At 73.6% G+C, this 12,323-nt stretch carries 10 protein-coding genes and 2 pseudogenes; 3 read left to right on the top strand and 9 right to left on the bottom strand.

Annotated features, from left to right (window positions below; genetic code table 11):
- Positions 1–168: 168 nt before the first annotated feature.
- A pseudogene (locus ABZ457_RS15745) lies at positions 169–648 on the bottom strand (molybdopterin cofactor-binding domain-containing protein); the annotation flags it as partial.
- 38 nt (positions 649–686) lie between these two features.
- Between ABZ457_RS15745 and ABZ457_RS15750 the strand changes: the two are divergent.
- A complete protein-coding gene (locus tag ABZ457_RS15750; protein ID WP_359158075.1) occupies positions 687–2,036 on the top strand; it encodes a helix-turn-helix domain-containing protein in 1,350 nt (449 codons plus the stop codon).
- Between the two features lie 54 nt (positions 2,037–2,090).
- Here ABZ457_RS15750 and ABZ457_RS15755 read toward each other — a convergent pair whose 3' ends face one another.
- The 7 genes and pseudogenes from ABZ457_RS15755 to ABZ457_RS15785 all read right to left on the bottom strand — a co-directional run bounded on the left by ABZ457_RS15755 (position 2,091) and on the right by ABZ457_RS15785 (position 9,721).
- Positions 2,091–2,489 carry a helix-turn-helix transcriptional regulator gene (locus tag ABZ457_RS15755; protein ID WP_359158076.1) on the bottom strand — a complete coding sequence of 133 codons (399 nt, stop codon included), beginning with the start codon at positions 2,487–2,489 and terminating at the stop codon, positions 2,091–2,093.
- 94 nt (positions 2,490–2,583) lie between these two features.
- Positions 2,584–6,828 carry a bifunctional nitrate reductase/sulfite reductase flavoprotein subunit alpha gene (locus ABZ457_RS15760; RefSeq protein WP_359158077.1) on the bottom strand — a complete coding sequence of 1,415 codons (4,245 nt, stop codon included), beginning with the start codon at positions 6,826–6,828 and terminating at the stop codon, positions 2,584–2,586.
- 154 nt (positions 6,829–6,982) lie between these two features.
- A pseudogene (locus ABZ457_RS15765) lies at positions 6,983–7,093 on the bottom strand (MarR family transcriptional regulator); the annotation flags it as partial.
- A 111-nt stretch (positions 7,094–7,204) separates the two neighbouring features.
- The gene (locus ABZ457_RS15770) at positions 7,205–8,248 is read right to left on the bottom strand and encodes a helix-turn-helix domain-containing protein (protein WP_359158078.1); all 1,044 of its coding nucleotides are present in this window, start codon (positions 8,246–8,248) and stop codon (positions 7,205–7,207) included.
- A 56-nt stretch (positions 8,249–8,304) separates the two neighbouring features.
- A complete protein-coding gene (locus ABZ457_RS15775) occupies positions 8,305–8,697 on the bottom strand; it encodes a VOC family protein (RefSeq protein ID WP_359158080.1) in 393 nt (130 codons plus the stop codon).
- Entirely contained in the window at positions 8,694–8,987 is a 294-nt protein-coding gene (locus tag ABZ457_RS15780) for a metalloregulator ArsR/SmtB family transcription factor (RefSeq protein WP_359158081.1), read from the bottom strand. The genes ABZ457_RS15775 and ABZ457_RS15780 overlap by 4 nt, the downstream gene beginning before the upstream one ends.
- Before the next feature lie 107 nt (positions 8,988–9,094).
- Positions 9,095–9,721, bottom strand: coding sequence for a WHG domain-containing protein (locus ABZ457_RS15785; protein WP_359158083.1), 627 nt, complete (start codon positions 9,719–9,721; stop codon positions 9,095–9,097).
- A 72-nt stretch (positions 9,722–9,793) separates the two neighbouring features.
- On the opposite strand from ABZ457_RS15785, the gene ABZ457_RS15790 reads away from it, so the two are divergent.
- Entirely contained in the window at positions 9,794–10,582 is a 789-nt protein-coding gene (locus ABZ457_RS15790; RefSeq protein ID WP_359158085.1) for an SDR family oxidoreductase, read from the top strand.
- Here ABZ457_RS15790 and ABZ457_RS15795 read toward each other — a convergent pair.
- Positions 10,572–10,973 carry a MerR family transcriptional regulator gene (locus ABZ457_RS15795; protein ID WP_359158087.1) on the bottom strand — a complete coding sequence of 134 codons (402 nt, stop codon included), beginning with the start codon at positions 10,971–10,973 and terminating at the stop codon, positions 10,572–10,574. The two genes, ABZ457_RS15790 and ABZ457_RS15795, sit on opposite strands and share 11 nt — an antisense overlap.
- A 158-nt stretch (positions 10,974–11,131) precedes the next feature.
- Here ABZ457_RS15795 and ABZ457_RS15800 point away from each other — a divergent pair, with 158 nt between their 5' ends.
- Positions 11,132–12,229, top strand: coding sequence for an alkene reductase (locus ABZ457_RS15800; protein WP_359158088.1), 1,098 nt, complete (start codon positions 11,132–11,134; stop codon positions 12,227–12,229).
- Positions 12,230–12,323: the final 94 nt, after the last annotated feature.

Raw genomic sequence — 12,323 nt, forward strand, 5'->3', positions numbered from 1 at the left:
GCAACAAAGTCGTGGGACCCTCCATCGCGAATGAGAGGCCCTTCGGAGGAAGCGACGAGGCGGGCACCCCGCGGCCCCGTCAGCGGGGCTCGTCACCCGGGCTCGCTACCGGGGCTCGTCGCCGGGCGGCGGCGCCCCGGTGACGCCCGATCCGCATGACTGATGTCCTCACCATCGCCCGGCCCGGTGACCGGTGCTTCCCGCCTGGCGGTCGAGGGCGAGCCAGACGCGGTCGCGGGTCACCGGCAGCTCGGTGAAGCGGATGCCCGTGGCGTCCCGCAGGGCGTTGGCGAGGGCGGGGGCGACCGGGTTGAAGGGGCTCTCGCTCATGGACTTGGCGCCGAGGGGGCCGATGGCGTCGCCGGTCTCGGTGAAGTGCACCTCGGTGCGCGGCACGTCCGCGTACTGCGGAAGCCGGTAGCGGCGGAAGGCGGCCGTGGTGACCTCGCCGCGTTCGTCGGTCCGCACGGTCTCGAAGAGGGTGGCGCCGAGCGCCTGCGCGACGCCGCCCTCGACCTGGCCCCGGCACTGCATGGGGTTCATGACCTTGCCGGCGTCGGCCGCGTGGACGCTGCGCAGGATGCGGAGCTCCCCGGAGCTGGGGTCGACGGCGATGCGGAACCACTGCGCGTTGAAGGCCACCGCTCGTCGACGCGTGCCGCAGACACCGCATCGCCCTCATCGCGGTGCCCCCGCGCACCAGCTTCCGGGCCGTCACCGAGGCCGTGTACCTGCGCCAGTGGGGAGAGCTCAGCCGCCACCCCGCCGGGCACCACAAGCTGCCGGAGAACGTCCGCGTCGACCTCGACCGCGCGCTGGAACACGGCGCGACGGCCGGTGACCTGCTCGACCGGGCCTTCGCCCACCTCGGCACGCCCGCCTGCCACCTCCTCACCGCGACGGGCCGGACCGTCGCCCGCACCGGCGACACCACGGCGCTCGGGGCGCGGGAGGCGCGGGAAGCCCTGACCGGCGCGCGGGGCACGACGCTGCGGATCGAGGCGGACGGCACCGCCTTCGACACCTGGTATCTGCACCTGCCCGAGGAGGGCCGGGTCCCGCCGAGGGTCCTCCAGGAGATAGGCGAACTCCTGGGCCGCCACCGGCGCCGCGAGGACCGGAGCCGGGCGGGTCGCGGCCCCGCCGCCGCGCGGCTGCTGGAGGCCGTCGGCGGCCCACGCGCGGACACCGGCCGTCTCCAGCGGGCGCTGGCCTCCTGCGGACTGGCCGGCCGGTCCTCCTACACGGTCCTGGCGGCGACGCTGCGCCCGGACGGGGACCGCGCCGGGGAGCATGGCGGGGCCGATGGCGTGGATGACGGCGTGGCCGCGCTCACCGAGGCGCTCGGCCATCTCCCGTCCGCCGCGTTCGCCGTGGCGGCGGGCGACGGGGGCGAGGCGGTGGCCGTTCTCGCGTACGAGGGCGACGGGACCGGGACCGGGGGCGAGGCGCGGGCGGGCGCCGCGCACGAGGGGGATGCGCGCGCGGGGAACGCGCGCGCGGGGGCCGCACACACAGGGGACGCGAGCAGTGCCGTGCTCGAACGGCTTCGTGAGGTCGCGCAGTTGATCCGGTCCTGCCGGCCGGAGAGCACCTGGCATGTCGGCCTGAGCGACCCGGTCGACGCCTCCGCCCTGAACACCGCGCTGACGCAGGCCCGTTACGCTCTCGCCGGGGCCCGCGCCATGTCACCGCGGTCACCGCGGTCGCCGCGGTCGCCCCGGGTCGCCCGGCTCAGCGACCTCGGCGGGCTGGCCGTACTCCTCGCCGGTGTCCCCGCCTCCGTGCGCGCCGTCTTCCGCGAGACCGTCCTGGGCCCGCTGTCGAAGGCGGGACGGGGGTCGGGGGGCATGCTCCTGGAGACCCTGGAGGTCTTCCTGGGGCACGACTGCTCCTGGGCACGGACCGCCGAGGCCCTGCACGTCCACGTCAACACGGTCCACTACCGGGTCGAACGGATCGAGGCCCTCACCGGCCGCGATCTCTCCCGCCTCGACGACCGGGTGGACCTGCGCGCGGCGCTCCTCTGCCGCTGAGGCCCCGCCTGTACCGCTGAGGCCCCGCCTGCCCCTCTCCCCGCCGGACCCGGTTCAGGGCAGGTCGATATGGACGCTGGTCGACTTCACCCGGGCCGTGACCGTGACGCCGACGTCGAGCGCGAGTTCCTCGACGGCCTCGCGGGTCACCAGGGACACCAGCCGGTGGGGCCCCGACTGCACCTCCACCTGCGCGGCCACGTCGTCGACCCGTACCGCGGTCACGATCCCCACGAAGGAGTTCCGCACCGAGGTCGACACACCGTCCTCGGGGACGGCGTGCAGCCCGGCGCCCCGCTCCTGGGCGAACCGGGCCAGGTCGACGCCCGTGATCACCCGGTGTCCGGACCCGTCGCGCTCCATGCCCAGCCTGCCCCCGTCCGCCCACCGGCGAACGGTCTCCGAACTCACCCCGAGCAGCCGCGCGGCCTGCCCCATGCTGTACGACGCCACCTCCGCACTCTAGAGCCTTTCATCCGGATCGGATCGGGTCGGGCTCGCGTGCTCCGGGGGTGCGCCGGTCCGCGCGGCGCCCCGGGGGCGGCGGTCAGTAGACGTCGCGTACATAGCGCTTGTCCGCGGCCATCTGTTCGACGTAGGCGGACGCCTCCTCGTCGCTCATCCTGCCGTGGCGGGCGACGAGTTCACGCAGAGCCAGGTCGACGTCCTTCGCCATCCGGGCCGCGTCACCGCAGACGGCGACGTGGGCGCCGTCCCGCAGCCAGGACCAGAGGGCGGCGCCGTGTTCGCGCATGCGGTCCTGGACGTAGACCTTGGCCCGCTGGTCGCGGGAGAAGGCGGTGTCGAGCCGGTCGAGGTGGCCGCTCGCCAGGTGGGCACCGAGTTCCTCGCGGTAGTAGAAGTCGGTGGCCTCGCGCTGCTCGCCGAAGAAGAGCCAGTTGCGGCCCGTGTGGCCGCGGGCGAGCCGGTCCTCCAGGAAGCCGATGAACGGCGCCACGCCGGTCCCGGGACCGACCATGACCAAGGGCGTGGCGGAATCGGCCGGCGGGCGGAAGCGTGGGGAGCGCTGCACGAAGACCTGCACCGGGCCGTCGTCGGCGTGATCGGCGAGATGGGCGGAACAGACACCGGTGCGGTCCCGGCCGCGGTCGTTGGAGTAGCGGACCACCGAGACGGTGAGCCGGACCTCGTCCGGATGCGCGAGTGGGCTGGAAGAGATCGAGTACAGACGCGGCTGGAGGCGTTTGAGCACGCCCACCCAGTCGGCGGCCGAGGCCCGGACCGGGTAGGTCCCGATCAGGTCGGGTATCTGGAGACCCCAGCTCCACTTGGCCAGTTCGTCCTCGTGGCCGGGGCGGAGCAGCCGCCTGAGTTCATGGCCGCCGGTGCGGGCGGCCACGAAACGGAGCAGGTCCGGGGTGATACGCGCGATGTCGAGCCGGGTCCTCAGCGCTTCGGCCAGGGGCAGCGGACCGGCGTCGCCGACCGCGACCGGTTCGGCGGGGTCGAGCCCGGTCAGCGCCAGCCATTCGGTGACGAGTCCGGTGTTGTTGGCGGGCCACACGCCGAGTGCGTCGCCCGTCTCGTAGGCGAGTTCCCCGCCACGGGTGTCGAAGGCGAACTGCCGTACCTCCTTCTGCGAACCGGGCAGGCTCAGCAGCCGGTTCCCGACGAGGAGTGTGGTGAACGGCGAGGTCCTGGAGGGCGGTGCGGGAGCCGCGGCCGGCCTTGAGGCGGGGGTGCGCGAGGGGGTTCCCGGTCCCGGGACCGGGACCGGAGCGCGGACGGAGGCAGGGGCGGGGGCGGTGAGCAGCGGCAGGAGGGCGGCGAGCCAGGCGGCGGAGCGCTCCTCGTGGTCGGGTTCGCAGTCGGTACGGGGATGCAGGCGGCCCGCTCCGAGCTCGGCCAGCCGCTCGTCCAGGCGGCGCCCGTGGCCGCAGAAGTCGTCGTAGCCGGAGTCGCCGAAGGCGAGAACGGAGAACCGCACGCCCTCCAGCCGGGCCGCGTCGGGCGAGCTGAGGGCCTGCCAGAACGCGGCACCGTTGTCCGGGGCGTCTCCGTCCCCGAAGGTGCTGGTCAGCACCACGACGTCCGTGTCGGGTCCGATGTCCGCGGGGTCGATGCCCTCCATGGGGAGGAGAGCCGCTTCCCGCCCGGCCTCGGAACACCGGGCGGCGACGGTCGTGGCGAACTCCTCGGCGGTACCTGTCTGGGAGGCCCACAGGACGAGAAGCCGCCGGGACGGAGGGACGGACTCCTCGGGTCCGTCCCTGTGCGCCGTCCCCGGCGAGGGCGCGGCCTCCCGCGCGGAGCCGTCCACGCGGGAGAACAGTCCGGCCAGGACCCCGTCCACCCAGAGGCCGTGGTCGGGGGCGAAGGGCGCGGAGGCCGGCAGGACCGGCACACGGCCGTCGGCGGGTGCACTCGACAGCCCCGTCAGATAGCCGGCGAGGTACCGGCGCTCCGGTTCCGTGAAGGCCGGGGGCGTGAGGTCCCCGACGCCGAGCAGCGCGGTGAGGGCGCGCGTCCGTTCCTCGGTGGCGGCGGATTCCGAGGCGGTCTCCGTGGCGGTGGTTTCCGTGGCAGTCTCCGTCGTCCCCGGCTCGGCGGAATCCCCGGCGGGCCGGACCGGTGGCACGGGCGCGGTCGTCTTCGTCAGCGCCACCGCGCACGCTTTGAACTCGGGCTGGAAGGAGAGCGGGTCGACGGCGTCGTTGGTGACGGCGTTGACGCTCAGGTACTCGCCGAACAGGTCGTTCCAGTGGAACGGGGCGAAGCAGTTCCCGGGCAGGACCCGGTCGGTGACCACGGTGGGCAGGACGGCGCGTCCGCGCCGCGAGGCGATCTCCAGGTGGTCGCCTTCGGCGACACCGAGGAAGAGGGCGTCCTCGGGGTGGATCTCGACGAAGGGACCGGGGTTGAGCTTCGTCAGTCTGGCGACCTTCCCGGTCTTCGTCAGTGTGTGCCACTGGTGCTGCAGGCGGCCGGTGTTGAGGACGAAGGGATAGTCGTCGTCGGGCAGTTCGGCGGCGGGGAGGTGCGGCCGGGCGAAGAAGCGGGCACGGCCGCTCGGCGTGGGGAAGGCCAGCCGGGGACGCGTACCGTCCTCCCGTACGAGGAGGGTCTGGCTGACACCGTCGTTGAGGTAGCGGATCGGGTTGCGGTCCGGCCCGTCGTACGCCGGGGCGGGCCACTGCACCGGGGTGCTCCGCAGCCGCTCGTAGGAGACGCCCCGCAGGTCCCAGCCGGTCTGCGGGTTCCACGCGCGCTTGAGTTCCTCGAAGACCTCCTCGGCGGAGCCGTAGGTGAAGCCCTCGGCGGAGCCCATCGCGCACGCCACCCGGGCGATGAGCTCCCAGTCGGGCAGCGCCTGCCCCGGCGGGTCCACGACGCCCCGGACCAGGGTGAGGTTGCGCTCGGAGTTGACCATGACCCCGTCGGACTCCGCCCACAGCGTCGCGGGCAGCACGACGTCCGCGTACCCGTTGGTCTCGGTCTGTGCGAACACGTCCTGTGTGACGACGAGTTCGGCGGCTTCGAGGGCCGCGATGACGGTCTTGCGGTTGGCGACGGAGGCCACCGGGTTGGTGCAGATGATCCAGCACGCCCTGATGTCCCCGACCGCCATCCGCTCGAACATCTCCACCGTGCCGCGGCCGACGTCGGTGCGCAGCGAGCCTTCGGGGATGCCCCACAGCCGCTCGACGCAGGCACGGTCCTCGTCGACCAGCACCGAGCGCTGCCCGGGCAGTCCGGGCCCCATATAGCCCATCTCCCGTCCGCCCATGGCGTTGGGCTGGCCCGTGAGCGAGAAGGGCCCGGACCCCGGCCGGCAGATCGCTCCGGTCGCGAGGTGCAGGTTGACCAGCGCGTTGGTGTTCCATGTGCCGTGCGTCGACTGGTTGAGCCCCATCGTCCAGCAGCTCATCCACTCACCGGCCTCCCCGATCCACCGCGCGGCCCGCCGGATGTCGTCCTCGGGGATGCCGGTGACCTCGGCCACCCGGGCAGGGGGATGGTCGGCGAGGAAGGCGGGCATCTCCGCCCAGCCCTCGGTGAACTCCGCGACGAACTCCTCGTCCACGTGGCCGTTCGCGACGAGCAGGTGCAGCAGTCCGTTCAGCAGGGCGAGGTCCGTGCCCGGTTTGATCTGGAGGAAGAGATCCGCCTTGTCGACGGTGGCGTTGCGCCGCGGGTCGACGACGATCAGCTTCGCCCCGGACGCCTTGATCCGGTCCCTCATCCGCAGGAAGAGGATCGGGTGGCAGTCGGCCATGTTGGAGCCGATGACGAAGAACACGTCCGCCTGATCGAAGTCCGTGTAGGAGCCCGGGGGCCCGTCCGCGCCCAGCGACAGTTTGTAGCCCGTTCCCGCGGACGCCATGCACAGGCGGGAGTTGGACTCGATCTGGTTCGTCCGCACGAAGCCCTTGGCCAGCTTGTTCGCCAGGTACTGCGCCTCCAGGGACATCTGCCCGGAGACGTAGAAGGACAGGGCGTCGGGCCCGTGCTCGTCCAGGATGGCGCGGAGCCGCGCCGCCACGTCCGCGACGGCGGTGTCGACGTCCGTCGCGACCGGCTCGCCGCCCCGCTCGGCCCGTACCAGGGCCGACGCGGCCCGTCCGGGCGCGGCCATCATGTCGGCGCTGGTGGAGCCCTTGGTACACAACCGGCCGAAGTTCGTGGGGTGGGCCTTGTCCCCGGAGGCCTTCGTGGCCCTTCTGCGCCCGGTCACCCCGTCCCGCGCGACATCGAGGACGATGCCGCAGCCGACCCCGCAGTACGAGCAGGCCGTACGGACGGACCCGGCCCCCGATTCCGCCGACGCCACCGGAACCCCTTCCCTCGGCTCACCTCGGCCTCCGTGGGTGAGCTCCCACACCGGTGACGATAGGCAGCCGGGATTTCCGGACGATCACATGCTCCGCACGCCGGGGGTTACGCCCCCCGCACGTGGGCTCTCGGCAGTCGGTGAGGCCCGGGCGTCAGCGGGTGGCGAGCCGTTCCAGCAGTGCCGTGCTCCGCGCCGGCAACGCCCTTTCCTCGTCCGTCAGTTCGGCCTCGACGGCCTGTGCGAGCCAACCCGCCCTCCGGCCGGGCGGGGCGGTGCCGCGCATCGGGTGTGTTGGCGTGGCGTCCACGGTGTGTTGGCCCCGCGTCGCAGGGTGGCGCGGAAGGGGGCTAAGGCCCGTGCGCCGCGCGTAGGTTCAGGGGGCCGGGCCGCGGCGCGGGCCGGTGGCCGGGGTGGGCTCCACGGGGGTGGGCCCACGGCCCTCGGACAGCGCCCGCGTCCGGTACTCCGTCGGGGAGCACCCGTACGCGGTACGGAAGGCGCGGGTGAACTCGGGTGCGCGCGGGAAGCCCCAGCGGGCGGCGACGGCATGGACGGGCTCGGTGCCCGTCCGGGGGTTCGCCAGGTCGCCCCCGGCGCCGTCGAGCCGCCGGGCGCGGATGTACGCGGCGACCGTCTCGCCGTGCGCCTCCTGCTGGAAGATCCGGTGCAACTGGCTGAGGGAGATGTGGTGGGCGGCCGCGACGGCGGGCGGGGTGAGCCCCGGGTCGTGCAGGTTGCGGCGGATGAAGGCGGTGACGCGCCGGAACGTCACCTGCCGGCGGGTCTCCGGCGGGAGCGCCGCCTCGGACTCCAGGGTGTGGGCGGCGAGGGCGGCGACCAGGTCGAGCACGACCGTGCCCAGGCGCGGCGCGTCGGCCGGGCGGAGGTGGTCGGCCTGCCGGTCCAGGCCGGTCAGGCAGTCCCGCAGCAGGGCGCCGATACCGTCCGCTCCGGGCAGGGCGCGGCCCAGCAGGGCGTTCACCCGGTGCGCCGGAAGCGGCAGCAGCGCCTTGGGGAAGTCCACGCCGACGCCCCGGACCAGGGCGCTGTCCCCGTGGCGGGCGGGGCCGAGGTCGTACGGGTGGGAGCTGTCGACCAGATGGAGATCGCCCGGGCCGAAGATGTCCGCCCGGCCGCCGTGGTCGAGGCCCAGCCCGCCGTCGAGGAGCAGGGAGAGGTGGTACAGCTCGGGGTCGGAGCGGCGCACCATCGCGGGGCCGCGCCGGTAGCGGGCCGGGAGGGAGGCCATCGGCCAGACGGTCACCGGGCCGAGTTCCATCACCCGGCACTCCGCCCAGAAGGCGTCGGCGTGCGCGCTGCCCATGTCGCTGGCGCGCGTCCGGCCGAGCAGTTCCCGCCAGTGGTCGAACCGGTCGCGCACCGGCACGTCCTCGCTGCGGAACACCGTCCCGATCATCGTGGCTCGCCTCCCCCGTCCTCTGCTCCCGTCCCCTGCCCTGTGCCGTTCGCCGGCTACGCGTCGCTCTGGACGATCTGGATCAGGTTGCCGCAGGTGTCGTCCAGGACGGCCGTGGTGACCGGGCCCATGACGACGGGCTCCTGGGTGAAGTGGACCCCGAGGGCACGCAGGCGTTCGAACTCGGCCGGGACGTCGGCGACGGCGAAGGAGGCGGCCGGGATGCCGTCCGCGACGAGGGCCGTGCGGTAGGGACCGACGGCCGGGTGGCGGGAGGGCTCCAGCAGGAGTTCGGTGCCGTCGGGGGCGTCCGGTGAGACGACGGTGAGCCAACGGTCGGTGCCGCCCACCGGTACGTCGTGCTTCTTCACGAAGCCCAGCACCTCGGTGTAGAAGCGCAGGGCCTTCGCCTGGTCGTCGACGAAGACGCTGGTCAGATGGATTTTCATGGGGTGCTCTCCGAGGGGTGGGGCCTGAGCCACCGGGTCGCGATGTGCTCCAGGGGGGCGGTGTCCAGGTCGTGGTACTTGTAGCGGCCCTCGCGCCGCGTACGCACCAGTCCCGCGGACTCGAGGACGGCCAGATGCTGGCTGACGGCCTGGCGGGACAGGCCCAGGCCGTGCTTCATCGCCAGCCGTCCGCATATCTCGAACAGGGTCTGGCCGTCCCGTTCCACGAGTTCGTCGAGGATGCGCCGACGCGTCGGGTCGGCGAGCGCCTTGAAGACGTCCTCTGCCATGGGTCCACCATAGGCAAGTGTCCGCTTGCCTATCAAGCCCTCCCGGCCGGTACGGCCGGTGAGCACAGGCCGCCGCGAGCCGGGCCCGCCATCGGTCCGGGGATGCGTCAGACGGAGGCGGCCGGGGCGCGCAGGCCGTGCAGCAGGACGTCGACGGCGAGGTCGAGCGCCTCGTCGAGCGGGGTGTCGTCGAGCAGGGAGCCCAGGGCGAGGGTCGCGAGGCCGTGCACGGTCGAGAAGGCGACCTGGGCGAGGCGGTGCGGGTCGCCGGGGCGCACCAGGCCCTCGCGCTGCCCCTGTTCGACCAGCGCGGCGGCGAGACGCAGGCTCTCGTGGCCGAGTTCGCGCAGGCAGGACGTCGGGTCCTGTTCGGTCTTGGCGGCGAACATCAGCCCCAGCAGGGCGGGGCGTTCGACGGCGAAGCGGACATAGGCGCGGGCCGCTCCGGTCAGCCGCGACTCGGTGTCGCCGGGGGCGCCCGCCGCCTCGGACAGGCGCCGGTTGAGTTCGGTGAAGCCGTCGGCGGCCAGGGCGTCCAGCAGCGCCCGCCGGTCCCGGAAGTGGCGGGACGGGGCCGCGTGGCTCACCCCGAGGTCGCGGGCGAGGGCACGCAGGGAGAGTCCGTCGGGGCCCGACTCGGCGAGGACGGCCGCCGCCCGCTCCAGCAGCGCGGCACGCAGATTGCCGTGATGGTAGGTGGTGTCGGCGGTGTCGGCCACGACCGGTCCTCTCATGTTGCCATTGACTACAATGGTGCCACTGTCTACATTCATGATGACGCACACCCGAGAACGGAGTGGTTCACCATGCCCATGATCTACCGGGGAACGGTCGCCCTGATCACCGGAGCCAGTTCCGGCCTGGGGGCCGAGTTCGCCCGCCAGTGGGCCCGCCGCGGCGCCGATGTGGTGCTCGTGGCACGGCGCGCCGACCGTCTGGAATCCCTGCGCGCGGAGCTGGCGGCGCAGCACGGCGTCACGGCGCACACGGTGGCGGCGGATCTCGCCGAGCCGGGCGCCGCGGCCGCGCTGAAGGCGGAGCTGGACCGCCGGGACATCGCCGTGCAGACCCTGGTGAACAACGCCGGATTCGGGAGCTACGGGCCCTTCGCCGAGGAGGACCCGGACGAGGTCGGCCGGATGGTCGCACTGAACTGCGGGGCGGTCGCGGAGCTGACCCGGGCCTTCCTGCCCGGGATGGCCGCCGACGGCCGCGGGGCGCTGGTCACGGTCGCCAGCACCGCCGCGTACCAGCCCACGCCGGGCATGGCCCTCTACGGGGCGACCAAGGCGTTCGTCCTGAGCTTCACCGAGGCGGTCGCCTACGAGACGCGCCGCTCCCCGCTGCGGGTGCTGGCGCTCTCGCCCGGGCCGGTGGGCACCGAGTTCTTCGATGTCGTCGGCAGCGAGCAGGCGAAGGTGGGCCGGCTGGCGACGCCCGAGGAGGTGGTGACGACCGCCCGGCGGGCGCTGGAGCGGCGGAGCGCCCCGCCGAGCACGGTCGCGGGGCTGGGCAACCGCCTCTCCGCCCTCGGGGCGCGGCTCGCCCCGCGCCGGGTGGCGCTCGCCGTGGCGGGGCGGGCACTCAAGGCGTGACGGGCTCGGGCTCGGACCGGGGCTCGGACTCCCCCAGGGTGCGGCGGTAGGCGCGGCCGCGCTCCATCAGGGTGTCGAGGGCGTCGCGGGTGCGCAGCAGTTCCTCGATGTGCGCGCTGAGCCGGTCGCGCTCCCGCTCCATCCGCTCCATGGCCGCGTCGGAGTTCTCCTCGCTGGGGGCGTCCACGCAGGGCAGCAGTTCGACGATGGTGCGGCTGGAGAGTCCGGCGGCGTAGAGGCTGCGGACGAAGGCGACGCGTTCGGCCTGCTGTTCGTGGTAGCGGCGCTGACCACCGGGGGTGCGGGTGCCGTGGATGAGGCCCTGCTCCTCGTAGTAGCGCAGCGAGCGGACGCTCACACCGGTCCGTTCCGCCAGTTCGCCGATCCGCACGGTACGGCCTCCTCGCCCTCGACGCCGCCCCGGGACCGGCCGCACCGGCAGGGCGGGAGCGTGATCCGGGTCACAGGGGCTTGAACCTCACATCGACGTCAGGTTCTAACGTGGCCAGCGTACCCCCCACCGGACCCGGAACCCGAGGAGATCCCCCGATGTCCACCGTCGCCGCACCCACCACGACCTCACTCTTCTCCCCCTACGCACTGGACGGACTCACCCTGCCCAACCGGCTGGTGATGGCCCCCATGACCCGTGTGCGGGCCGCGGCCGGCGGGCTGGCGACGCCGTCGATGGCGACGTACTACGCCCAGCGCGCCACCGCGGGCCTGATCGTCAGCGAGGGTGTCCAGCCGAGCCTGCTCGGGCAGTCCAACCCCGGCACCCCCGGACTGCACACGGCGGAGCAGACCGCCTCCTGGCGGCAGGTGACGGAGGCCGTGCACGCCAACGGCGGGCGGATCTTCGCCCAGATCATGCACGGCGGCCGGGTCTCCCACCCCGACACCACCGGGCTCCAGCCGGTCGGCCCGTCGGCGGTCGCCGCCGTGGGGGACGTGTTCACGCCCAACGGCCCCCGGCCCGCGCCCCTTCCGCGCGCCCTGACCACCGAGGAGGTGCCCGCCGAGGCCGCCTCCTACGCCGCCGCCGCGCGCCGGGCGGTGGAGGCCGGCTTCGACGGCGTGGAACTCCACGGCGCCAACGGCTACTTGATCTCCCAGTTCCTGTCGAGCAACGCCAATCTGCGCACCGACCGCTATGGCGGCTCCGTGGCCCACCGCATCCGGTTCGCGGTCGAGGCCGTGGCGGGGGTGGTGGACGCGATCGGGTCCGCCCGCACCGGCATCCGCCTCTCCCCCGGCGCCACCTTCTGGGGCGTGGCGGAGCGGGACGTGCCCGAGCTGTACGGGGCGCTGCTGGCCGAGCTGGACCGGATCGGCCTCGCCTACGTCCATCTGGAGGCCACCAGCGACGACGAGGTGCTGCTCGGGCTGCGCCGGGCCTGGCAGGGCACGCTGATCATGAACCCGGCGCTGCCGATGGGCCCGGCGCGGGCCGGGCGGGCGGACGCGGACCGCTGGCTCGGTCACGGCGCGGACCTGATCAGCTTCGGCCGCGCCTTCATCGCCAACCCGGACCTGGTGGAACGGCTGCGCGCCGGGCTGCCGCTGGCCGCCGACGACGAGGCGACGTACTACCAGGGCGGTGACGCGGGCTATCTGACGTACCCCGCGTACGCGCACACGGCCTGAGAAAGTGTTGGGTAAGCCGTTGATCACTCGTGGTTGAGGTCTTCGGTGAGGCGTCGGGCTGCTTCGGTCTCGATGGGGCCGTGCGGCTCGATGT

This window comes from Streptomyces sp. NPDC005805, from assembly GCF_040630445.1.
GTDB lineage: Bacteria > Actinomycetota > Actinomycetes > Streptomycetales > Streptomycetaceae > Streptomyces.

Excerpts from the sequence above, each read along its gene's own strand:
- ABZ457_RS15790 (WP_359158085.1), top strand. The coding sequence starts at position 9,794 with ATGCCCATGATCTACCGGGGAACGGTCGCCCTGATCACCGGAGCCAGT.
- ABZ457_RS15770 (WP_359158078.1), bottom strand. The coding sequence starts at position 8,248 with ATGATCGGGACGGTGTTCCGCAGCGAGGACGTGCCGGTGCGCGACCGG.
- ABZ457_RS15800 (WP_359158088.1), top strand. The coding sequence starts at position 11,132 with ATGTCCACCGTCGCCGCACCCACCACGACCTCACTCTTCTCCCCCTAC.
- ABZ457_RS15785 (WP_359158083.1), bottom strand. The coding sequence starts at position 9,721 with ATGAGAGGACCGGTCGTGGCCGACACCGCCGACACCACCTACCATCAC.
- ABZ457_RS15780 (WP_359158081.1), bottom strand. The coding sequence starts at position 8,987 with ATGGCAGAGGACGTCTTCAAGGCGCTCGCCGACCCGACGCGTCGGCGC.
- ABZ457_RS15775 (WP_359158080.1), bottom strand. The coding sequence starts at position 8,697 with ATGAAAATCCATCTGACCAGCGTCTTCGTCGACGACCAGGCGAAGGCC.